The sequence below is a fragment of the Sphaerisporangium sp. B11E5 genome, assembly GCF_039871875.1.
Classification (GTDB): Bacteria; Actinomycetota; Actinomycetes; order Streptosporangiales; family Streptosporangiaceae; genus Sphaerisporangium.
Map to the genome: position 1 here is coordinate 73,950 of NZ_JBDPMD010000020.1, position 21,697 is coordinate 95,646.

The window sequence follows — 21,697 nt, forward strand, 5'->3', positions numbered from 1 at the left end:
CGGCACCGGACGACGAGGTGAGGGCCCATGACCTGGAGCACACGCGAGATCGCCGACCTGGCAGGCACCACGGTGAAGACGGTGCGCTACTACCACCAGGTCGGGCTGCTCGACGAGCCCGACCGCGAGCCCAACGGCTACAAGCGCTACGAGGTGCACCACCTGACGCGGCTCCTGCAGATCAAGCGCCTGACCGGGCTCGGTGTGCCGCTCGCGCAGGTGGCCGAGATGGGCACGAGCGGCGAAGGACAGGCCTCCGTCTTCCGGACCGTCGACGCCGAGCTCGAGGCGACGATCCGGCGGCTGGAGAGCATCCGGCGAGAGCTGGCCACCCTGGCGCAGCCGGGTGCGTCACCGGAGGTGCCGACCAGCTTCAGCGGCCTCGTCCAGGACCTGCGCGACAACGACCGCGCCCTGCTGACGATCTACGCCCAGCTTTTCTCGGACGAATCGATGGAGGTGCTGCGCCTGACGCTCGAGGCACACCCGAACGACGATCTCGACGAGGCGTTCCGCGACCTGCCCGAAGACGCCGACGATGCCACCCGGCAGGCCCTCGCCGAGCAGCTCGCGTCCTTCATCGACCCGGGCGCCACCGCACACGGCGTGGCGCTGGAGCCGCGGGCCACCACGCCAGGCCAGGCCGAGGCGGCGCGGCGCGCCGCCGGTCACGCCCTCAGGGCGCTCTACAACCCCGCGCAGGTCGACGTACTCCGTCGAGCGCACCTGCTCCACGAGGCCGACGACGACAACCCCGCAACCCGCGCCGGCATCACGGTCAGTGCTCAGCCGTCGTCCGACGACCGCGGAGACGGCGAGAAGCCACAGTCTGCTCGGTGATTTGACCATGGGCGGTGACCAGGCGGGTGGCGATGTCGCGCAGGCTGAGGGTTCTGCTCGCGCAGGTGCAGGGCCGGCCGTCCCCGCTGAGCTCAACCCCAGCCGGACGACCTCACAAGGTCACGCGATCGGCCACACCCGCAGCACCTGATCGTCATCGGGATCGACCTCAACCCGGTAGCCGACCGCGTGCAGCGCCTCCTCATACCGCTCCAGTTCTTGCGCCGAGACCTTGTCGTCGGAGCAGGCGATGGCGAAGGGCCGGCCACTCCCCCGCCCTCGACGACGAATCCGCAAGCGAATCGAGATGGCGTCCTCCTCCCGAAGGCGTCCCCAGCCCAAAGTAACGCTGTGTAGTTGAGTGGGTCGCTCAGCGGAGCGGCCGGAGGGCTACGGTTGCTGTTCTCTGGCCTCGGCCAGAGTTTCGTGCACGACGCCGACCGAGACTTTGACTCCGGTGGCGATGGTGCGGATGGATTCCCCGCGCCGGCGGCGGTCGAGGATGGCGGTGCGCTTGTCGTCGTCGACGACGGGTCGGCGACCGCCGACCTTGCCCTGTTTACGGGCGGTCTCCAGGCCGTTCTTGGTCTTGCGGACGATTCGGAATCGGACAGGGCGCACGGAAGCCCTGGTTTGGCGGGGTGTCCTGTTCGCTTTCGTCAAACGAACGGTAGATGAACACGCGGCGCGCCGCCGCGACGTGAGGCCTTGGCCTGGAGACTCTCCTCCTCAGCTGCCCGGATGGCGGCGGCTCACGACTCCTTCGGCTGTGTTTACCCCCCTCCGGCCTCGTCGTAGGGCGCCCACCCCTTGTCGAGAAGGTGGAACCCCGCATCGATGGCCGCCGCTGGATCGGGCTCACGGATGGCCATGAGCTGAATCTGCAGGGCAAACCGGACGTAGAAGCGGATTTCTTCGCTTGGCTCCTCCAGCCCGAATTCCTCGGTGATCGCCGCGACCAAGGCATCCTCGTGGCGCAACCACATCTTCTCCGCGTAGTCGACCAGAGCCGGCGTCTCCTCCATGAGAGCGAGTATTCGGCTCTGCGGCTCGGATTTGAGCGCGGCGATTTCGGAGAGGTAGTGGGCCTTCAGCGCGTCGGAGATCGAGGTCCCCGCCGTGCGGCCACTCACCGCAGCAATCAGGCGTTCATGCCGCTCGCCTTCGTCACTGAAGACAAGCGCCTCCTTGTGTGGGAAGTGTGTGAAGACCGTCTTGGGCGACACATCGGCCGCATCCGCGATCTCGCGCACAGTCACCGCATCGAAGCCGCGTGCGAGGAAAAGCGTCGTCGCCGCCTCCAGTATCGCCGCCCGCGTCGCCGCCTTCTTGCGCTCACGTCGCCCTGCCGTCGCTGCATCCACCATGGCGCATACTCTACACCCGAACACTAAGGATATTGACAGTAAAAGTAGTCTCGGTATAGTTAGTGAGTGAGTGAAGTAAGAGGTTCTCGCTCATGGCGTACTCGTTGACGGTCACCGGGCTCCTAGCCATGAGGTCCCAGCCCAGCCGCTCGGCCTCCCCGGCGCGCCCGAAAATCGCCGCCGCCGATCGGGAGTCGCAGGCACAAGCGAGCCGCGTCAATCTCCGGCGGCCCTCCCGCCATCCCCGGCTACCAGAAAGGGATCCGACCATGTCCGAAGCAATTGACTCACGGTCCAAAAGTCGCGAGATGCCTGTCTCCCACGTGCGCCTGCCTGCGCAGCGCCGAGTGGCGGGAGCGTTGCTCATCGCCGGGCCGGCGATCTTCCTGCTCGGGGAGTTCGTCGCCGCCGCAGCGTGGACCGACCCCGCCTACAGCTACACGCACCATTTCATCAGCAACCTCGGAGTCCGCGGGCCCTCGACTCTGTTCGGGCAGTACATGTACTCGCCCCTGGCCTGGGTAATGAACGCCGGATTCCTCCTCTTCGGGATCACGATCCTGGCCGGGGTGGCCACGCTGCGCGATCTGTCGGACGGCCGCCGTTGGGCCATGCTCGCCCCCGCGACGCTGCTGGCCGTCGGCGGCGTCCTGCTCGCGCTGTTTCCCGGATCTGGCGAGGCACTCAACAACGGCACCGGCGAGTACCACAGCATGGGAGCCTTCGCCGGCTTCGTCGGCGGGAACGCGCTGGCCATCGTGCTCGGAAGCAGGTGGCGGCGTATCGGCATCTCTCCGCGAATGGGGCGAGCACTGATCACGGTCGGCGTGATCGGTCTGCTTTCGATGGTGCTCTACCTCGTGATGATCTTTACCGCGGGCGACACCCCCATCGGCATCATCGGCCTCATCGAACGCGGCGCCGTCCACCCGTTCCTGACCGGCCTCATCTGCGCCGGAGCATCGATCTGGAAGCGGAAGACCGTGAATGAACCCCTTGCGCCCTCCGTCACCACGGAAATGGCAGCATGACGCCGAACTCTTCGAGCACCCACCAAAGACGGGCACTCATGTGCAGGGGTCATAGGCGGATCCCGGCGGATCTCAGGCGGCCAAGCCGACGTCGAGGCGGCGGTCCATGTCGATGTCGATCCGGCCGTAGAGGTTGGCGTTGGACCAGAAGCAGGGGCGAAAGGCCGCGTCTGTCGACGTCGGTCATCTTCTCCTGCCAGGCGGGGTCCTTCAGGGACGGACTGAATCCTCCACGACCCGCAGCCCCTCGTGAATCTCCCGGCGCAGCTCTGGGGCGGCGACGTACTCGGCGACGAAGATGCTCTTGACCGCCTTGCCGAGTTCCTCGATGGCCTTGTAGGTGGGTGCTTGCTAGACGCACACCGATTTCCGGTCCACGTGCCAGTAGATCATGACGCCGGGGCCGCCGTAGCGGGCGTGGTACTCGGTCATCAGGTTCGACGACCACGACCCGAACTTCTTCGAATCTCCACATTCGTGCCCAGCGCGTACAAGACCGGCGACAGGCGTTTGCGGATCACCTCGCGCGAGGTCGCCTCCCGGGTGGCGACCGTGGTGAACGCGTCGGTGAAGTCGGTGACGAAGTCCGACCCCTTCAGGAAGTCCAGCAGGTCGATGATGCCCTAGCGGGGCGGCGACCTCGGTGTGCAGCGCCCGCAGGTTCTCCGGCACCTTCAGCTTGCCCAAGTCCGGGATGTGCCAACGCGACGCGCCCGCGGTGCGTTTTCACCTTCGCGCCGCCGGACTTGTGATGAGCACGGTCACGCCCAACGGGCGACCTCGGCCCGTAGCGCTTTCGTCGCGCTGCAGGCATCACGCCTGCTTCATGCTGATCTGCTTGAGCACGGGCTGCGGACCTGTCGCAGCAATTAGTGACCTCGTTGCCGGCTGAGGAAGCACGACAGGAGTCGCCTGAAGTCGTGGGGGTGCTCGAGTGCCGGCACGTGCCCGCATCGGCCGAGCACGTGCAGACGGACGTCGGCCAGGTGGTCGAGCAGGGGCAGGGCTGCCGTCCTGAGCGGGGTGACTCGGTCGTCGGCGCCGTGGACGAGCAGCACGGGTGCGCGGATCCCGGCCAGCGTCTGCGCCGGGAGTGTGAGCTCTTGGGCCCAACGTGCCCTCGGTGGAGGGAACAACGACGCGTATGCGGCCGCCCCCGCTTGCATCGCAGCTGCACGGGCGGCGACGGCTGACTCGGTCACGAGCGCTTGGTCGTGGACGAGGCGACTCAACATGTCTCGTGCCCCGGGCGGGCCGGCGGGAGCGGCCCAGACCGCGTCGAGCTCGGCGGACAGCGGCGCCCCGGGGGCGCCCATCGTGGAGACCGCCACGACATGGGTGACCTGCCGGGGACGCGCGGCCGCCAGCGCCAGCGCCACGGCGCCGCCCATGGAGTGGCCCACCACGGCGTAGTGCTCGACACCGAGAGCATCCATCAGGCCCGCGGCCTGCTCCGTCCACAGCCGGAGCCCACCCCTGGAGCCCGGCGGGATCGGTGTACGGCCGAACCCCGCCTGGTCAGGAGCCACCAGGTGCCAGGACGTGCCCAGCTCCTGTGCCGTCGCCGACCAGGCTCCGGATCCGGTCGTACCGGGTCCGGAGCCGTGCAGCATCAGCACCGCGGGCCCGGTGCCGCTCTCCAGGACGTGGACGGGGGAGCCGTCGACTGTGACGGTCCGAAGTGCCGTCACCGAGACACGTCAGGTGTGCTCATGCCGATGCGGAGTTGATGGACTTCGAGAAGACTTCCATCATCGCCCTGCCGAATTGCGGCATGTCGGGCCACCCCCGGCAGGAGACGAGGTTGCCGTCCACGACGTCGGGAGCGTCGATGACCGTCGCGCCCGCGTTCTCCATGTCACCGGTGATGGGGGGGAAACACGCCGTCTTTCGACCCTTCAGCAGCCCGTACACAGCCGGCACCTGCGCGCCGTGGCACACCAGCGCGATCGGGAGGTTGCGCGCGAAGAAGTGCTCGGTGATGCGCCTGACGTCGGCGTCGACCCGGATCCACTCGGGGGCACGTCCCCCAGGGATGATGAGGGCGTCATAGCGCTCGACGTCGACCTCGGCCCAGGGCACGTCGACCGGCAACTTCCGGCCGTTCTTCTCCACGTAGGCGTCGGAGTTGGGGTCGAACTCGTGGATGACCAGCTGAACGTCACGCATCGTCCGTGACGAGACGTCAACGTCCCAGCCGCCCTCCTGCACGCGATAGTAGGGATACATGGTGTCGAGCTCCTCGGCGGCGTCGCCGGTCAGGAGCAGCGCTCTGGGCACCTGCTTCTCCTCGCAACTGGGACGGGTTGCGGTGGATCCAATCCGATCCAATCCGATCCGATTGGGTTAGCATTCCTCGGTCCAGCCCACCCGTCAACCCTTTACCGCCATTCCGTCCGCCTCGTCCTTCACCTCGTCGAACAATCGCCGGAACCGCTCGCCGGACCGCAGGATGTGCCGGCGCATGGCGTAGGCGGCGGCGTCGGGGTCACGCGCGGCGATCGCGGCCAGGACTTCTTCGTGCTCGGCCATGGCCAGGTGGGTGACCTGGGTGTCGTGGAGAAGCCGGAACAGGTGCACGTGCGCGTGCAGGCGGGCGAGCGCTTCGCGGATGACCTGGTTCTCCGCACTCAGGGCGACGAGATCGTGAAAAGCGGCGTCGCGCAGCCCGAAGGCGCCGTAAGCCATGAGCCCGTCGCCCCCCTCCAGCTCCGCCATCTCCTCCAGCAGTCGTCGCAGCCCGGCCACCTGCGTCGCGGATGCGCGTTCGGCGGATCTGCGCGCCGCTGCCGGCTCGAGGAGCAAGCGGGCCTCGAGCATGTCCTCGAAGCGGTCACGGGTGATCTGGGGGGGAATGCGATAACCGGCATGGGGCACGCGCACGACCAGGCCCTCGGCCTCCATGCGGTTCAGAGCGTCTCGGATCGGCGTCTGCGAGACCCCGAGCTCCCGGGCCAGGACGTCGATCGTGACGCGGGAGCCGGGCTCGATCCGCAGCGACATCAGCTGCCCGAGCAGCGTGTCGTACACCTCGTCGGCGAGCCGGCCGCGAGATCTTCTCGGCGGCTTCCCGCCCGTCATGGCCTCACGGCGCCGCGCGATCATCGCTTCGTCGTCCATCGTGACGTGAGGTCCTTTCCTGCGTCTTCGGGAGCCTGTTGACATCGGTCGCAACGCTGCGGGATCCTGACGCCCCCACCCGGATCGTATAGGAAAGGCGACGGATGCCCGCCATCCTTCACCTTTCACGTAACCGCCCGCCATCGCTCCACTTCAAGGAGTTGGAGCTCCGCAACTGCTCGGCGAAGCACGCAGCAAGGCTCCGGAAGTCCCCCCCAGAAAGCAGGCAAGAGGATGCGGTATCCCAAGCGAATAGGACGACTGTCCGTTCCCGGGCGAAAGGTGCAGCTGGCGACGGCGGCCATGTTGGTGGCCACCACCGTGGCGGCGTGCGGCGGCGGCGGCCAGGACGCCGCCCCCAAGGCACCGGCGGACATCCCGGAGCTGACCAAGGACCCGCTGACCCTCAGCTTCATCTGGTTCGAGTGGCCCCCCGCCCAAGCGCTGGAAGCCTTCGCGAACGCGGAGTACAAAAAGGTGCGGCCGAATGTGACCATCAAGGTCAACACCGTGCCGAACGCGAACTGGCACGACGCGATGTTCACCCAGTTCGCCGCGCACAAGACCGACTTCGACATCGCGATCCTGGACTCGCAACACATCGGCGAGGCCGTGACGAACGGCAACATCCTCGACATCACCGACTTCGTCAAGAAGAACATCGACGTCGCGGCCTACAACCCGTACCTCCTGGCGGCTTACGGCCAGTTCCCCCAGGCGGAGACCGGCAAGCGTGACGAGAACGCCAGCCTGTACGGACTGCCGTTGCTCGGCGACACCTGGACGATGATCTACCGCAAGGACCTGATCGGCGACAAGCCGCCGCAGACCTGGGACGAGATGATCTCAGTCGCCGAGAAGTGCCAGGCGGACAACCCTGGCGTCAGCGGGCTGGCTTTCCACCAGGCCAACGGCTCCGACGCCGCGGCCGTGACCTACAACACGGTCAACGGCGTCTACGGCGGCAACCTCTGGGACCCCAAGACGCGCAAGATCCAGGGCGTGCTCAACGACGCCGCGGGCCAGGAGGCGATGAACGTCCTGGTCAACAAGATGAAGCCGCTGACCGCCAAGGGCTCCGGCAACTGGTTCATCGACGAGGTGAACGCGGCGGTCGCCCAGGGCAAGGCGTGCATCGCGTTCAACTGGATCGCCGCGAGCGGCGGCCTGCTCGACCCCAAGCAGTCGACGCTCGGCACCACGCGGGAGCAGATTCTCGGCAAGCTGGGTTTCGCCACCCTGCCGACCCAGAAGACGAACCTGGTGCCTCTCGGCGGCATGGGGATGCACGTGTCGGCCTACGCCTCCGAGAGCAACCAGGCGGAGGCCCTGAACTTCATGAAGTGGTTCGAGCAGGCCGACGTCCAGAAGAAGTGGGCCGCGGCCGGTGGCGTGCCATCGCGTACGGACGCCCTGCAGTCGCCCGAGTTCCTCAATGCCGGCCCGTTCAACAAGGTGTACGCCGACTCGGTTCCGCGGATGCGGGACATGTGGAATGTGCCCGAGTACGCGCGCCTCGTCGACATTGAGAACACCAACGTGAACGCGGCTCTCAACGGCGCGAAGCAGCCCAAGGAGGCGCTCGACGACATCGCCAAGGAGCAGCAGGGCGTGCTCGACTCCAGCGGCCGTAAGGGCGGCGGCGGACTGTGAGTGACCCCGTCCCTCTGACGACCGACCACCCCGGGCAGGTGGCGTCCGCGACGCCGCCTGTTCCGGGGCGGTCCCGCCGGTTGAGCGACCGCGGGCTCGCGGTGGCCTTCATCTCCCCCGCGCTGCTGCTGTTGCTCGCGATGTCGGTGTTCCCGTTGCTGTGGGCGTTGTACCTGTCGTTCACCGACTACTCGGCCACCCGCGGGGGGGCCGCCTATTTCGTCTGGTTCGAGAACTACATCGCCATCCTGACGTCGGCGCAGGTCCATCTGAGGGCCTTGACGACGTTGATCTACGTGGTGGGCGCGGTCGCCTTGCAGACCGTGCTCGGTTTCACCATCGCCTACCTGATCTCACGGCGCACGCGCGGGCGAGGACTGCTGACCACTCTGTTCCTGGTTCCGATGATGCTGTCGCCGGTCGTGGTCGGCCTGTTCTGGCGATTCATGCTCGACGCGCAATTCGGCGTGATCAACAGCATGCTCGGCTCGCTCGGCCTGGGGCAGGTGGAGTGGCTCACCCGGCAGCGAACGGCACTGATCTCCTTGATCGTGGTCGACACGTGGCAATGGACGCCGTTCATCATGCTCATCGCACTCGCCGGCCTCACCGCGGTTCCCAAGTACCTGTACGAGGCCGCCTCGATCGACCGGGCGTCCGAGTGGTTCCGGTTCCGCACCATCACTCTTCCGCTGGTGTGGCCGCTGCTGCTCATCGCCGTGTTGTTCAGGGCCATCGAGGCCTTCCGGCTGTTCGACCTCGTCTACATCCTCACCAGCGGAGGTCCGGGGGTCTCCACCGAGACGTTGTCGTTCCACGTCTACAAGGTCGCGTTCCTGGGCTTCAACACCGGAACCGCCTCGGCGTACGGGATCCTCATGGTCCTCGTCGTCATCGTCTTCACGCAGCTCTACCTGCGCTACTTGAACAAGCTCAAGGAGGACTGATGGCCGTCTCCGTCGACGAGGCCGTGTCCGCAGGTCCTGTCCGGGATCACTCACCTCCCGCGCGCCGCTTCGGAGGCCGGGGCCGCGCCGTGCTGGAGGTCGCGCTGCTGACCGTGCTGGCCGTCGTGATGCTCTTCCCGGTGCTGTGGATGATCGAGACGTCCATCAAGGAGAACCGGGACGTCTACGCCATCCCGGCCAAGTTCTTCGACTTCAAGGTCACTCTGGACCATTTCAGGGACGTGTTCGTCGCCTCCGGCGGCGGTCGCTCGGCCTTGTCCGTGTCGTTCCTCAACTCCGTCGTGGTGGCCGGGGTCTCCACGGTGCTGGCCACCGTGCTGGGGGTACCGGCGGCCTGGGCCTACTCACGCTTCTCCGTGAAGGCCAAGAAGGACCAACTGTTCTTCATCCTGTCCACCCGCTTCATGCCGCCCGTGGTGGTCGTGATCCCGATCTTCCTCATGTACCGCCAAGTCGGGCTGTTCGACTCCAAGCTCGGCCTGATCCTCATCTACACCGCGTTCAACGTCCCGTTCACGATCTGGATGATGAAGGGGTTCGTCGACGAGGTGCCCGCAGAGTACGAGGACGCCGCCATGCTCGACGGCTACACCCGCCTGCAGGCGTTCTGGCGATTCACCCTTCCCCTGCTCCTGCCCGGCATCGCCGCGACGGCGGTCTTCGCTCTCATCTTCTCCTGGAACGAGTTCGTGTTCGCCATCTTCCTCACCTCCAGCGACAGCGTGCGGACAGCCCCACCCGCCATCGCCGGCCTCATCGGTGGAACCACTGTGGACTGGGGTCTCGTGGCCGCCGCCTCCGTCGTGTTCGCCCTACCGGTGCTCGTCTTCGCCTACCTGGTGCGCAAGCACCTCGTCGCCGGTGTGACGCTCGGGGCGGTGCGACGCTGATGGCGGGCATCGAGGTGACCGCCCTGCACAAGCGCTACCCGGACGGGACGGTCGCGGTTGATCACGTGGACCTGTCCATCGGCGACGGCGAGCTGTTCGTGATGCTCGGCCCTTCGGGGTGCGGCAAGACGACCACGCTGCGGTCCATAGCCGGCCTGGAGAGGCAGACGACGGGCGACATCCGCATCGGCGACACGCTGGTCAACGACCTGCCGCCCGCCGAGCGCGACATCGCCATGGTGTTCCAGTTCTACGCTCTCTACCCGCATCTGAGAACCCGCGACAACCTGGCGTTCCCCCTGCGGGCCGAGGGACTGCCCAAGCCGGAGGTGCAGGAGCGGGTCGACGAGGCCGCCCGGCTGATGCGGCTCGGTCCGCTCCTGGACCGGCGACCGCGCCAGCTTTCCGGCGGGGAGCAGCAGCGCGTCGCGCTCGCTCGCGCCCTGGTGCGACGACCGCGCGCGTTCCTCATGGACGAACCTCTCACCAATCTGGACGCGGAGCTGAGGGCGGACATGCGCACGGAGATCAAGCACCTGCAGGGGGAACTGGGGACGACGATGGTCTACGTCACCCACGACCAAGTCGAGGCGATGTCGCTCGGTCACAGAATCGCCATCCTCAACAAGGGCCGCGTCGAGCAGATCGGCACGCCGCTGGAGGTCTACGACCGTCCGGCGAGCCTTTTCTGCGCCGCGTTCATCGGCTCCCCGCCGATGAACCTGATCGAGGTGGAGGTGGCCGACGGGAAGCTGCGCAGTAAGAGCGGACTGGCCCTCACGCCACCGCCAGGCCTGCCGCGCGACCGTTCCCTGGTCGCAGGCGTCCGGCCGGAGGCGCTGGAAGTCACAGAACCAGGAGCGGAAGGTTCGGTCCCGGCCCGCGTGGTCTCGGCGGAGTGGCTGGGCGACGAAATCATCTACGTGGTCGACCACGACGGCCAGCGCGACGTACGGGTACGGATGCCACCGACTGTCCGTTTCGCTGCTGACGCACCGGTCGGGCTGCGGCACACCGGCGGCCCTCCGCCGGTCTACGACGTGAGCACGGAAGAGCTGGTGGCCTGATGGGAACGGTGGCAGCGCACGGGCTGTGCAAGTCCTTCGGTAAAGTCCAGGCCCTGGACGGGGTGACGCTGGACGTGCCGGACGGCTCGTTCTTCGTCGTGCTCGGGCCCTCCGGGGCAGGCAAGACGACGACCCTGCGAGCGATCGCCGGCCTTGAGAAGCTTGACGCCGGGTCGGTGCATCTGGACGGGAGGGACGCGACCGCTGACGCCCCGGCCGCACGCGACCTCGCCATGGTCTTCCAGAGCTACGCCCTCTACCCGCGGCACACGGCGTACGAGAACATCGCTTCGCCGCTGCGGGCACGCCGCTGTTCTTCGAGCGAGGTCGCCGCCGCCGTCGAGCAGATATCGAGCCTGCTGCACATCGAACGTCTGCTGCAGCGTCGTCCCGCGCAGTTGTCGGGCGGTGAGATGCAGCGTGTCGCCCTGGCCCGGGCGCTGGTCCGTCGCCCGCGCGCGTTCCTCATGGACGAGCCGCTGACGAACCTCGACCTCAAGCTCCGCGTCGAGATGCGCACCGAGCTCACCCGCATCCACCGGAGCCTCGGGGGAACCTTCCTCTACGTGACCAACGACCAGGTCGAGGCCCTGTCCATGGCCGACCAGGTCGCGGTCCTCAAGGAGGGGAAGGTGCAACAGGTCGGAACGCCGACCGAGGTGTACGAGCGGCCGGCCAACCAGTGGGTCGCAGGCTTCGTCGGGAGCCCGCCGATCAGTCTGCTCGCCTGCCACGCCGAGGGAGATCGTCTGGTCGGGGCGGGAGGCTGGACGCTGCCGCGGCCCCGCTGGACCACGGCTGAGGACGGTCGTCCGCTGCTGCTGGGCCTGCGCGCGGAGGACCTGTCCGTCGAGCAGCGTGGGGACGCGTCGTTGCCGGGTGAGCTCTACGGCCTTGAGCCGCTCGGTGACCGAACGGTGGTCGACGTCCAAGTGGGGACGGAGATGCTCAAGGTCAAGGCACGGCCCACCGTCACCGGTACGCCGGGCGAGCGGCTGCTAGTCACGGTCGACCTGGACCGTGCGCACCTGTTCGATGCGGGCACCGGGCTGGCGCTGTCCGAGGCCGGGAGGTAACCACGCAGGGCGGCGACGTCAACATGTGCCCGCACGTGGCAATCGAGCCTCGGCGGACCGTCACCGGTGAGCACGGCCTGACGACGCTGAAGCAGCCATGGCCCGAGAAGGCGTTCGTCAACGCGCGTGGCGCGATCGCTGAGGTCACGCGGGACATCCCCAAGAACATCGCAGGAGGCGACGCAGTGAGTGACCCGATGAACGTCCTGGCCCCCGAGCACCGGCGGCTCCGGATCGGCGACGCCTGGCGCGACGCCGCCGGCGGAGCCACCTTCGCCGTCGAGGACCCGGCCACCGGCAAGACCATCGCCGAGGTGGCGGACGCCGACGTCGCCGACGGGCTCGCCGCTCTGGACGTGGCGAGCAAGGCAATGGCGGAGTGGGCGGCGACCCCGCCGCGAAAACGGTCCGAGTTGTTGACCGCGACGTACCGGGCACTGACCGAGCGATCCGAGGAGGTCGCCCGGCTGATAACGCTCGAGATGGGCAAGCCGCTCGCCGAGGCTCGGGGAGAGGTGGCCTACGGCGCCGAGTTCTTCCGTTGGTTCGCCGAGGAGGCGGTGCGCGTCGAGGGACGCTACAACACCGCTCCCGCTGGTGGATATCGCATCCTCACCGTGCCGAAGCCGGTCGGACCGTGCGTCTTCGTGACGCCCTGGAACTTTCCGTTGGCCATGGGTGCCCGCAAGATCGCTCCTGCGCTGGCGGCGGGCTGCACGACGATCACCAAGCCGGCAGCCCAGACGCCACTCACCATGCTGTTCCTGGCCCGCATCATGGAGGAGGTCGGCGTTCCCCCGGGCGTCGTCAACGTCGTGACAACCAAGCGTGCCGGCGAGGTGGTCTCAGCACTGCTGGCCGACCGCCGGACCCGCAAGCTTTCGTTCACCGGGTCGACCGAGGTCGGGCGCGTGCTGCTACGACAGGCGGCGGACAACGTGCTGCGCACCTCCATGGAACTGGGCGGCAACGCGGCCTTGATCGTGTGTGCCGACGCGGACCTGGACGTCGCGCTCGACGGTGCCATGGTGGCCAAGATGCGCAACATCGGGGAGTCCTGCATCGCGGCCAACCGAATCTACGTCGAGGAGCCGGTGCGCGAGGAGTTCACGGCGCGCTTCGCCGAGCGGATGGGCGCGCTCTCGGTGGGCCACGGTCTCGACGACGGCGTGGACGTCGGGGCGTTGATCGACGAGGCCTCGGTCACCAAGATCGACGAGCTCGTCGCCGACGCGGTCGATCGCGGCGCCCGTGTCGTGGTGGGCGGCGAGCGTCCGGATGGGCCGGGCCACTTCTACCCGCCTACGGTCCTCGTCGACGTGCCCGAAGACGCGCGGATACTGGAGGCGGAGATCTTCGGCCCGGTGGCGCCGATCATCTCGTTCACGTCCGACGACGAGGTGATGGCGAAGGCCAACGACACCGAGTACGGCCTGGTCGGATACGTCTTCACCCGTGACCTCCAGCGGGCGCTCCGGTTCACCGAGGGGCTAGAGACGGGGATGGTCGGCATCAACCGTGGTCTGATCTCGGACCCGTCAGCTCCGTTCGGAGGCGTGAAGCAGTCCGGGATCGGCAAGGAGGGGTCGCACGAAGGAATCCTTGAGTACCTCGACGTCACCTACGCGGCGATCGACCTACCGTGACCGGCCTGCCGCTCCGGGAACCCGCCGAGGATCACCGCGCCCTGTGCGCACATGACCCGGCAGCCAACCTTGCCGGCGCCGTCCCGGTCTCGCAGGTGACCTCGACGTCCGCCCGGCAAATCACCGCCGACGTTCCAGAGAGGCACTGACATGCTTGAGACCGTCCGCGGACCACGCCAGCTGATAGTGGGCGAAGGGGTCGCGCAGAACATCCCACGAGTGGTGGCCGAGTTGGGCTCGCGAGTCCTCATCGTGACCGACCGGGTTCTTCTGGGGCAGCCGGGCGTGGCCGAGATCGTGGCCGCCGTGCGGGAGAAGGTCGAAGTCGTCGGGGTGTTCGCCGACGCGACCCCGGACGTGCCGCTCACCGATGTCGCCCTGGCCGTCTCGGTCGCCGCGGAGGTGGACGCCGACGTGATCCTCGCCATCGGGGGTGGCACGGTGATCGACCTCGCCAAGATCGTCGGCGTCATCCGGCGCCACGGTGGGACGCCGCGCGACTTCTACGGCGAGTCGAAGGTGCCGGGGCCGACGATTCCTCTCGTCGCGGTCCCGACGACGTCAGGCACCGGCTCCGAGCTCACGCCCGTCTCGGTGTTGACCGACCCGGACCGCGAGCTGAAGGTGGGGGTCTCCAGCGTCCACATCGTGCCCGACTTCGCCATCGTCGACCCCGAGCTCACCTACACCTGCCCTGCGACCGTCACCGCCCACTCCGGCATCGACGCGTTCTGTCACGCGGTGGAGAGCTACACCGCGCGACCCCGGGCCCACGGACCGCGCGACCCGGTGGAGCAGGTCTTCCTCGGCCGCAACCCGATCACCGATCACTACGCGCTCCTGGCCGCGGAGCGGATCGCCCGCAGCTTGCCCCGTGCCGTCAGGGACGGAGGCGACAAGGAGGCGCGCGCGGACATGTCCTATGGGTCCATGCTGGCCGGGCTCGCGTTCTCCCACGCAGGCAACGCGGCTCCGCACGCCCTCCAGTACCCCATCGGCGCAGCCACCCACACGCCGCACGGCCTGGGCGTCGGGCTGCTGCTGCCCTACGCGCTCGACGCGGCCAGAGATGCCATCGGCGACCGGTTGGCCACCCTCGCCGGGGTGTGCGGGCTCGACGTGACCGACGCCTCGGACGCCGAGGCGGCGGATACGTTCCTCACCTGGCTCGACGGTCTCCTTGCCGACATCGGCATCCCCACCACCTTGGCGGACATCGGCGTGGCACGCGCCGACCTCCCGCGCTTCGCGGAGATGGCCAGTGGCGTCACCCGCTTGATCCAGAACCATCCAGGCCCGACCGACCCCGCCAGCCTGACCGCGATCCTCGAAGCGGCCTGGACCGGGGACCGGACCCGACACGTCCTGACTCCGGAGCAGAGATAGTGACGGGGTTCGGCCTGGACTGCGCCGGTGCCCGGCAACCCGGGTGAGCCGTCCCGCAGACACACCGACGGCCGTATCCAGCAGCTAGCCGGCAGGGCCCAGGTCAGGCTCTGCGGACATTCAGGTCAGGAACTGACCGGAAGCCTCCATACGGTGGTTGGCATGATGACCCGCGAGATCCAGTTGACCGCCCATATCGACGCTGTCCCCGGCTCCGGGCACTTCACCGTCGCCGAGAAGCAGACCGAGGGCGAGGTCGTGGTCCGCACCGACTACCTGGGGCTCGCCGCCACCTACCTCGAGCTCATGCGCGCCGACTGTCACCTTCCGGTTCCGGCCTGGCAGCCGGGCCAGCGGGTGGGGGGCATGGCGATCGGCACCGTGCTGGTGTCGGACAGCCCTGACCTGCGTGAGGGCGATCTGGTCCAGTCGATGAGCGGCTGGAGCACGCACTCGGCGGGACCGGCGGCGTCCTTCGCCAAGGTGGACGCGGAAGCCTATCCCGACCCGAGCTACTACCTGGGGCAGGGCCCGACCGCCTACCACGGCGTCGCGGAGGTGGCCCGGGTCGGCGAGGGGGACATCGTGTTCGTCTCCGGTGCGGCCGGCGGTGTCGGCTCTCTGGCCGGGCAGATCGCCCGGAACTCGGGCGCCAAGAAGGTGATCGGCAGCGCGGGCAGCCAGGCCAAGGCCGACTACCTCGTGGACGAGCTCGGATTCGACGCCGCCTTCGACTACCACTACCCGCGGACCGTGGTCGAGACCGGCATCGACGGCGTGCCCGGCGCGTTCCTGGCCATGCTGCGGGGAGAGTACCGAGGCAACGTCTCGGTACGGCCGGCATGACCACCCTGTCCCGCCGAGCACTCAACCGGGCCCTGCTCCAGCGGCAGTTCCTGCTGGAGCGGACCGACCTGGCGGCCCTGAACGTGATCGGCCACCTGGTCGCCATGCAGGCCCAGGAGCCGAACTGGCCCTACGTCGGCCTGTGGACCCGGATCCGCCACTTCACCCACGCCGACCTCACCACCCTGCTCGCCCAGGGGCGGGTGGTGCGTTCCGGTTTCCTGCGCAGCACGATGCACCTCGCCGCGGCCGAGGACTTCCGCCGGCTGCGGCCGGTGCTGCAGCCCGTCCTGAACCGCACCGCCGACGGGGTGCACTTCCGGAGCAACAACGCCGGCCTCGCCCCCGAGACGCTGGTGGCCGGGGGACGCGCCCTGCTGCAGACCGGGCCACTGCCGAGAAGGGATCTCGCCAGGCACCTCGCGTCCCTGCACCCGGGCCGTGACAGCAGAATCCTGGCCGGTGAGATCGAATTACGCACCCCGCTCATCCACGATCCGGCCGCCGCGTCCTGGGGCGGCTGGGGCACCCGCTCATCGGTCACCGTCCGCGCCGCCCCGGTCGACGCCCCGGACCCCGCCGCGCTCCGCGACCTGATCCGCCGCTACCTGGCCGCCTTCGGCCCCGCCACCGTGGCGGACATCCAGGCGTGGTGCGGGTTGACCCGGCTGAACCAGATCATCTCGGAGATGGGCATCGGCCTGCGTCACTACACCGGCCCCGACGGCCAGCGCCTGTTCGACCTGCCCGACGCCCCGCTCCCCCACCCCGACACCCCCGCACCGGTACGGCTGCTGCCCGCCTACGACAACGTCCTGCTGGGCCACGCCGACCGCAGCCGCATCATCGCCGACGCCGACCGCAAGCACGTCACCCCCGGCCAGGCCAGAGTCCTGCCCACCGTTCTTGTCGACGGCTACGTCCGCGGCACCTGGTCCTTCACCGGCGGCGAGGTACGGCTGACACCGTTCCGCCCCCTGTCGGCAACCGAACAGCAGGCAGTCGACCACGAGATCAACCATCTGCTGCCGTTCCTGTCGCACCGCTGAACACGGGCGATCAACCCGCCCGGACCCCGCCGGACAGACCGCGATCACCGGCCGGGCCCACACGGGCGCGGCCGGCGGTCACGCTCGTCAGCAGGCCCCGTAGGAGGTGACCTCATCGTTGTCCGCGGGTTCCATGACCGCGATCCAACCACCAGGGGAAACACTGAACAGATAGCCCACGAAGTTCGCGTTTCTGTAGAAACAAACGGTGGAGGAGGTGAGGTTCCAGACGGAGCTGGCCCGGTCGTTGAACGTCGTTCCGACGTTCGCAGTGTTGGGCCCATATCCGGCTCGGATGAATCCCTCGCCGGCGGTGTGCTCGTACAGGCAGACATATCCCGCGGCGCACGGGCCCCAAGCCATCGCCTTCGTCTGTGCCTGCGCCGGTGTCACGCCGGCCGTCGCGCATGCCGCCGCGATCACGCCGGCGATCAGTGTCTTCCTCACGTGCTGCCCTCTTTTCTCCTCGACTTCCGGGCCGCATGCCGACATCCTCGTCGCACGGACGCGGAGAGTACGGCCGTATCGCCCGCCGGTTCGGGACGTGGCTCGATGCTCGCCGCTCGCGCACCGCGGTCGCATCGGCGAACGTCGCCTATGAACGTCGCCCAGGGGACAGAGCAGCGGCGCCGATGGCCGCGGCCTGGACGGGGAGCCCGGCGGGCGGCGGTGATGAGCATTTGGACGCCGGTGGATATTCTAGTACTAGAATAGTTTCCATGGAGCTCACGCCGGCCGAACTGATCATCCTTGGGCTGGTCATCGAACGCCCTCAGCACGGCTACGACCTGGAGCAGGTCATCGAGCGCCGCGGGATTCGCCAATGGACGGAGATCGGGTTCTCGTCCATCTACTACCTGCTCGCCAAGCTCGAGAAGCGCGGGTTCCTCCATGCTCCAGGCGCGCGGGCGGCCCCGAAGTCCAGGCGCGTCTTCCATGCCACGGCCTCCGGGCGGCAGGTCGCGGCGCGCGGCGCGCTCGCGTTCATCCGAGAGCTGCGTCCTGTCCCGCATCTCCTTCTCGTGGGGGTGTCGAACCTTTCTCTGCTGCCGGAGCGGGAGTACGCGCGGGCGCTCCGCGACCGGCTCGCTCAGGTCGACGCTCGTATCGCCGCCATCAAGGCGGCCGAGTCGGCACAAGCCCCCCTCGCGTTGCCGGCGCGCGAGGTCTTCTCCTACTCGTTGAGCCTCCTGGAGGCGGAAAGGTCGTGGCTCGCGGCGCGAGCCCAGGTGCCCGATGACGGACAAGGTTGACTTCAAGAGGGACCTCGACGCCTACCGCGCCAGACAGGGGCGGTTCCAGATCGTGGACGTGCCCGACCTGCAGTACCTCATGGTCGACGGGCAGGGCGATCCCAACACCAGCCCGGTCTTCACCGACGCGGTCGAGGCGCTCTACCCGCTGGCTTACCGGCTGAAGTTCGCCAGCAAACGCACGCTTGGACGCGACTACGTCGTCATGCCCCTCGAAGGCCTGTGGTGGGCGGACGACATGGACGCGTTCACGGCGTCACGCGACAAGTCCCGGTGGAACTGGACCCTGATGATCATGATCCCCGACTGGATCGACCAGGGCATGTTCACCGACGCCGTCGAACAGACCGCGGCCAGGAATCCCCCGCGGCGCCTCCACGAGGTTCGTCTGGGCTCGCTGTCGGAGGGCCGCTGCGTACAGACGATGCACGTCGGCTCCTTCGACGACGAGGCCGAGGTGCTGGCGCGGATGCACCACGAGTTCATCCCGGGAAACGGGCTCCGGATGGTCGGCAAGCATCACGAGATCTACCTCAGCGACTTCCGCAAGGTCGCGCCCGAGAGGCTGCGCACCATCCTCAGGCAACCGGTCAGCCGGGGTTGAGGGCGCGGCGGCGTTCTCAGCTGGTGGCGACCCAGGTGAGGGAGAGGCCGGTGGCGGCGCGTTCGGTGCGGATCTCCATCATGCTGCCGAGGATGGTGGCGTGGTCGGCCACCACGGGCGTGGCGTCGAGCGTGTAGGTGATCCGGGTGCTGACGAGCACCGGGCTGCCCTGCGGTTCGCGGAGGTGGCGGGCGGCGGCGGGGTCCAGCAGACCGGGCCGGACCACCTCGGACGCCCGGGCGACCGTCACCCCCGCGTCGGCCAGGGCCGTGTAGAGGGAGACGGCGGTGAAGTCGCGGTCGCGGATCTGGTCGGCCACCGGCCGGCGGACCCAGGACACCTGGTGCACGGCGGGACGTCCGGCGAACTCGCGGACCCGCTCCAGCCGCAGGGCGGTGTCGCCGGGGCGCAGCCGCAGCTCCGCGGCGATCCGGGCGGGGGCCCGGCGGACCGCCCGCCCGGCCACCGCGGTGCGCACGTCGTGGCCCTGTTTACGCAGGTCGTCGACCAGGCTGCGGAGCGAGTCGAGCTGGTACGACAGGTGGGGCGGGGCGACGAACGTGCCCCTGCCGGGCTGCTGCACGATCAGCTTCTCGTCGCTGAGCTCCCGCAACGCCTGGCGCAGCGTCATGAGGGTCACCCCGTAGGAGACGCTCAGCTCCCGTTGCGGCGGCAGCGCCTCGCCGGGGGCGTAGTGTCCCGACCGGATCTTCGCGGCGAGGTCGGCGGCGATGGCGCGGTATCTCGCCTCGTGCCCGGCGTCGGGGATCATCGTGGTCGGTCACACTCCTGGTCGAGGGCTTGCCGCAGGGGCGCGAGGAAGGCCCGCAGGTCGTCCGGCCCCGCCCCGTCGAGCACCCGCCGCATCACCGCGGCGCCGACCACCACGCCGTCGGCGTGCCGGCGGGCTTCACGTGCCTGGTCCGGGGTGGAAATGCCAAATCCTAGCAAGACCGGCCGGTCGGTGACGCGCCTGATCCGCTCGGTGAGTTCCGCCGCTGAAGCGGCGAGGGTGGCCCGCTCACCGGTGGTGCCCATCAGCGACACCGCGTAGACGAATCCGCGGCTGCGGCACGAGATCTCCGCCAGCCGCGGCTGTGGCGTCGCCGGTGACGCCAGCAGGGCCAGTTCGACCCCGGCGCCGGCGGCCACGTCCGTCAGCTCGTCCGCCTCGTGCACCGGCAGGTCGGGCACGATCAGGCCGCCGACGCCGGCCCGGCGCAGCGCGGCGCAGAACGCCTCGGGGCCGTCGTGCAGCACCAGGTTGTAGTAGGTGCTGGCGATCAGCGGCACGCCTAGGTCCGGCAGGCGGGACAGGTCGGCGAGGATCCGGCGGGTGCTCGCCCCCCGGGCCAGTGCCGTTTCGCTGGCCCGCTGGATGGTGACGCCGTCCAGCGTGGGGTCGGAGAAGGGCAGGCCGACCTCGATCGCGTCCGCCCCGGCGGCGGCGAACGCCCGCAGGTAGTCCGTCCAGCCGGGGGTGATCCCCCCGGTGACGTACGGCATGAGCAGGCCGCGTCCGGTGTCGCGGCGGGCACGCAGGTGCCGTTCGGCCGCGCCCGTGGGGGGGTTCGTCACAGCAGCTCCTTCAGGGTTGAGACGTCCTTGTCGCCCCGGCCGGACAACGTCATCAGCACCGTCGATCCCGCGGGCAGCTCGCCGCCGCCCGCCGCGGAGATCACCCAAGCGAGGGCGTGCGCCGATTCGAGCGCCGGGACGATGCCTTCGGTACGCGCCAGCCGTACCGCCGCGCCGGCCGCCTCGTCGTCGGTCACCGTGACGTAACGGGCCCGGCCGAGGTCGCGCAGGTGGGCGTGCTCCGGGCCGACCCCCGGGTAGTCGAGCCCGGCGGCGATGGAGTGCGCCTCGGTGATCTGCCCGTCGTCGTCCTGCAGGAACAGCGAGCGGCAGCCGTGCAGGACGCCGAGCCGGCCGCGGGACGCCCCGGCGCCGCCCTCCGCCTCGACACCGACCAGGCGGGCCGGGGTGTCGGCGAACCCGGCGAACGTGCCGGCCGCGTTGGAGCCGCCGCCGACGCACGCGACCACGTGGTCAGGGACGCCGGTCCGCAGCTCGGCGGCGCACTGCACGCGGGCCTCGTCGCCGATGACCCGCTGGAACTCCCTGACCATCCATGGGTACGGATCCGGCCCGACGACCGAGCCCACGCAGTAGTGGGAGTCACCGGTCGCGCCCACCCAGTGCCGCATGGCCTCACTGGTCGCGTCCTTGAGGGTGCGGCTGCCCGTGGTCACCGGGACCACCTCGGCGCCCAGCATGCGCATACGGAAGACGTTCAACGCCTGCCGCTCGATGTCGCGCTCGCCCATGAACACCGTGGCCTCCAGCCCGAGCAGCGCGGCGGCGGTCGCGGTGGCCACCCCGTGCTGGCCCGCTCCCGTCTCGGCGATCAGCCTGCGCCGTCCCATCCGTACGGCCAGCAGGGCCTGCCCCAGCACGTTGTTGATCTTGTGGGACCCGGTGTGGGTGAGGTCCTCCCGCTTGAGGTACAGGTGCACGCCCAGCGCCTCCGACAACCGGCGGGCCGGCGTGAGCGGGGTCGGCCGCCCGGCGTGCACGGCGAGCAGCCGCGCCAGGGCGCCACGGAACCCCGGATCCGCCCAGGCCTCCCGGAACGCCTCCTCCACTTCGCGGCACGCCTCCACCAGGGACTCCGGCGCGTACCGTCCGCCGTACTCACCGAACCGCCCCCGCGCCCGGGGCTCCCCCATCGTCCCGTCCGGCAGGACCGGCTCACGCCACGGCGACACATCTCTCACGCCATGCTCCCATCGTTCTATAACTCTCTGATGAGTTCTAGAACAGTGAGTGTGGCACGGGACACCGTGGACGCGCTACCACCCCGGTGTCAGCGGCTTCACCGCTCAGAAATCCCCCGCC

The 21,697-nt window shown here is 68.9% G+C and carries 24 protein-coding genes and 1 pseudogene; 14 read left to right on the top strand and 11 right to left on the bottom strand.

Features of this window, described 5'->3' with window-relative positions:
• Nucleotides 1-27: 27 nt before the first annotated feature.
• A complete protein-coding gene (locus ABGB17_RS19415; RefSeq protein ID WP_347631441.1) occupies nucleotides 28-840 on the top strand; it encodes a MerR family transcriptional regulator in 813 nt (270 codons plus the stop codon).
• A 120-nt stretch (nucleotides 841-960) separates the two neighbouring features.
• On the opposite strand, the gene ABGB17_RS19420 is transcribed toward ABGB17_RS19415, so the two are convergent.
• The 3 genes from ABGB17_RS19420 to ABGB17_RS19430 form a co-directional block, all read right to left on the bottom strand.
• Nucleotides 961-1,182 carry a hypothetical protein gene (locus ABGB17_RS19420; RefSeq protein ID WP_347631443.1) on the bottom strand — a complete coding sequence of 74 codons (222 nt, stop codon included), beginning with the start codon at nucleotides 1,180-1,182 and terminating at the stop codon, nucleotides 961-963.
• A gap of 48 nt (nucleotides 1,183-1,230) precedes the next feature.
• Entirely contained in the window at nucleotides 1,231-1,461 is a 231-nt protein-coding gene (locus ABGB17_RS19425; protein WP_347631445.1) for a hypothetical protein, read from the bottom strand.
• Nucleotides 1,462-1,613: 152 nt separating this feature from the next.
• On the bottom strand, nucleotides 1,614-2,207 hold the full coding sequence (locus ABGB17_RS19430) for a helix-turn-helix domain-containing protein (RefSeq protein ID WP_347631448.1): 594 nt from the start codon (nucleotides 2,205-2,207) through the stop codon (nucleotides 1,614-1,616).
• Nucleotides 2,208-2,476: 269 nt separating this feature from the next.
• On the opposite strand from ABGB17_RS19430, the gene ABGB17_RS19435 reads away from it, so the two are divergent.
• Nucleotides 2,477-3,238, top strand: a complete 762-nt coding sequence (locus tag ABGB17_RS19435; RefSeq protein ID WP_347631450.1) for a DUF998 domain-containing protein — start codon at nucleotides 2,477-2,479, stop codon at nucleotides 3,236-3,238.
• Nucleotides 3,239-3,589: 351 nt separating this feature from the next.
• On the opposite strand, the pseudogene ABGB17_RS19440 reads toward ABGB17_RS19435, so the two are convergent.
• Nucleotides 3,590-3,694, bottom strand: a pseudogene (locus ABGB17_RS19440) (Tn3 family transposase); the annotation flags it as partial.
• Between the two features lie 21 nt (nucleotides 3,695-3,715).
• Between ABGB17_RS19440 and ABGB17_RS19445 the strand changes: the two are divergent.
• Nucleotides 3,716-3,865 (top strand): hypothetical protein, encoded by a 150-nt coding sequence (locus ABGB17_RS19445; protein ID WP_347631531.1) that lies wholly within the window; start codon nucleotides 3,716-3,718, stop codon nucleotides 3,863-3,865.
• A gap of 242 nt (nucleotides 3,866-4,107) precedes the next feature.
• Here the strand turns inward: ABGB17_RS19445 and ABGB17_RS19450 are convergent, their stop codons facing one another.
• The 3 genes from ABGB17_RS19450 to ABGB17_RS19460 all read right to left on the bottom strand — a co-directional run bounded on the left by ABGB17_RS19450 (nucleotide 4,108) and on the right by ABGB17_RS19460 (nucleotide 6,358).
• Nucleotides 4,108-4,929, bottom strand: coding sequence for an alpha/beta hydrolase (locus tag ABGB17_RS19450; protein WP_347631452.1), 822 nt, complete (start codon nucleotides 4,927-4,929; stop codon nucleotides 4,108-4,110).
• A gap of 19 nt (nucleotides 4,930-4,948) precedes the next feature.
• Nucleotides 4,949-5,518: a DJ-1/PfpI family protein gene (locus ABGB17_RS19455; protein WP_138666282.1), complete on the bottom strand. Its 570-nt coding sequence runs from the start codon at nucleotides 5,516-5,518 to the stop codon at nucleotides 4,949-4,951.
• Nucleotides 5,519-5,611: 93 nt separating this feature from the next.
• A complete protein-coding gene (locus ABGB17_RS19460; RefSeq protein WP_347631455.1) occupies nucleotides 5,612-6,358 on the bottom strand; it encodes a GntR family transcriptional regulator in 747 nt (248 codons plus the stop codon).
• Between the two features lie 282 nt (nucleotides 6,359-6,640).
• Between ABGB17_RS19460 and ABGB17_RS19465 the strand changes: the two genes are divergently transcribed.
• The 9 genes from ABGB17_RS19465 (at nucleotide 6,641) to ABGB17_RS19505 (ending at nucleotide 16,939) form a co-directional block, all read left to right on the top strand.
• Nucleotides 6,641-8,011: an extracellular solute-binding protein gene (locus ABGB17_RS19465; protein ID WP_347631457.1), complete on the top strand. Its 1,371-nt coding sequence runs from the start codon at nucleotides 6,641-6,643 to the stop codon at nucleotides 8,009-8,011.
• On the top strand, nucleotides 8,008-8,958 hold the full coding sequence (locus ABGB17_RS19470; protein ID WP_347631459.1) for a sugar ABC transporter permease: 951 nt from the start codon (nucleotides 8,008-8,010) through the stop codon (nucleotides 8,956-8,958). Before ABGB17_RS19465 ends, ABGB17_RS19470 begins: the two co-directional genes overlap by 4 nt.
• Entirely contained in the window at nucleotides 8,958-9,869 is a 912-nt protein-coding gene (locus tag ABGB17_RS19475; RefSeq protein WP_347631461.1) for a carbohydrate ABC transporter permease, read from the top strand. The genes ABGB17_RS19470 and ABGB17_RS19475 overlap by 1 nt, the downstream gene beginning before the upstream one ends.
• Nucleotides 9,869-10,936, top strand: coding sequence for an ATP-binding cassette domain-containing protein (locus ABGB17_RS19480; RefSeq protein WP_347631463.1), 1,068 nt, complete (start codon nucleotides 9,869-9,871; stop codon nucleotides 10,934-10,936). Before ABGB17_RS19475 ends, ABGB17_RS19480 begins: the two co-directional genes overlap by 1 nt.
• Entirely contained in the window at nucleotides 10,936-12,012 is a 1,077-nt protein-coding gene (locus ABGB17_RS19485; RefSeq protein WP_347631465.1) for an ABC transporter ATP-binding protein, read from the top strand. The genes ABGB17_RS19480 and ABGB17_RS19485 overlap by 1 nt, the downstream gene beginning before the upstream one ends.
• A gap of 197 nt (nucleotides 12,013-12,209) precedes the next feature.
• Nucleotides 12,210-13,658 (top strand): NAD-dependent succinate-semialdehyde dehydrogenase, encoded by a 1,449-nt coding sequence (locus ABGB17_RS19490; protein ID WP_347631525.1) that lies wholly within the window; start codon nucleotides 12,210-12,212, stop codon nucleotides 13,656-13,658.
• Nucleotides 13,659-13,808: 150 nt separating this feature from the next.
• Nucleotides 13,809-15,044: an iron-containing alcohol dehydrogenase gene (locus ABGB17_RS19495; protein WP_347631467.1), complete on the top strand. Its 1,236-nt coding sequence runs from the start codon at nucleotides 13,809-13,811 to the stop codon at nucleotides 15,042-15,044.
• A gap of 162 nt (nucleotides 15,045-15,206) precedes the next feature.
• Nucleotides 15,207-15,890, top strand: a complete 684-nt coding sequence (locus ABGB17_RS19500; protein ID WP_347631469.1) for a hypothetical protein — start codon at nucleotides 15,207-15,209, stop codon at nucleotides 15,888-15,890.
• Nucleotides 15,887-16,939: a winged helix DNA-binding domain-containing protein gene (locus ABGB17_RS19505; RefSeq protein ID WP_347631471.1), complete on the top strand. Its 1,053-nt coding sequence runs from the start codon at nucleotides 15,887-15,889 to the stop codon at nucleotides 16,937-16,939. Before ABGB17_RS19500 ends, ABGB17_RS19505 begins: the two co-directional genes overlap by 4 nt.
• 87 nt (nucleotides 16,940-17,026) lie before the next feature.
• On the opposite strand, the gene ABGB17_RS19510 is transcribed toward ABGB17_RS19505, so the two are convergent.
• Nucleotides 17,027-17,386, bottom strand: a complete 360-nt coding sequence (locus tag ABGB17_RS19510; protein WP_347631473.1) for a peptidase inhibitor family I36 protein — start codon at nucleotides 17,384-17,386, stop codon at nucleotides 17,027-17,029.
• Nucleotides 17,387-17,658: 272 nt separating this feature from the next.
• Here ABGB17_RS19510 and ABGB17_RS19515 point away from each other — a divergent pair, with 272 nt between their 5' ends.
• Nucleotides 17,659-18,192: a PadR family transcriptional regulator gene (locus ABGB17_RS19515; RefSeq protein WP_347631475.1), complete on the top strand. Its 534-nt coding sequence runs from the start codon at nucleotides 17,659-17,661 to the stop codon at nucleotides 18,190-18,192.
• A complete protein-coding gene (locus ABGB17_RS19520; RefSeq protein WP_347631477.1) occupies nucleotides 18,176-18,796 on the top strand; it encodes a GyrI-like domain-containing protein in 621 nt (206 codons plus the stop codon). Before ABGB17_RS19515 ends, ABGB17_RS19520 begins: the two co-directional genes overlap by 17 nt.
• Nucleotides 18,797-18,812: 16 nt before the next feature.
• On the opposite strand, the gene ABGB17_RS19525 is transcribed toward ABGB17_RS19520, so the two are convergent.
• From ABGB17_RS19525 to trpB, 3 genes are read right to left on the bottom strand one after another with little or no spacing between them, the layout of a single operon-like run.
• Nucleotides 18,813-19,568 (bottom strand): GntR family transcriptional regulator, encoded by a 756-nt coding sequence (locus ABGB17_RS19525; protein WP_347631479.1) that lies wholly within the window; start codon nucleotides 19,566-19,568, stop codon nucleotides 18,813-18,815.
• On the bottom strand, nucleotides 19,565-20,374 hold the full coding sequence (gene trpA / locus ABGB17_RS19530) for a tryptophan synthase subunit alpha (RefSeq protein WP_347631481.1): 810 nt from the start codon (nucleotides 20,372-20,374) through the stop codon (nucleotides 19,565-19,567). Before trpA ends, ABGB17_RS19525 begins: the two co-directional genes overlap by 4 nt.
• Nucleotides 20,371-21,528, bottom strand: a complete 1,158-nt coding sequence (gene trpB, locus ABGB17_RS19535; protein WP_347631527.1) for a tryptophan synthase subunit beta — start codon at nucleotides 21,526-21,528, stop codon at nucleotides 20,371-20,373. Before trpB ends, trpA begins: the two co-directional genes overlap by 4 nt.
• Between the last annotated feature and the right edge of the window lie 169 nt (nucleotides 21,529-21,697).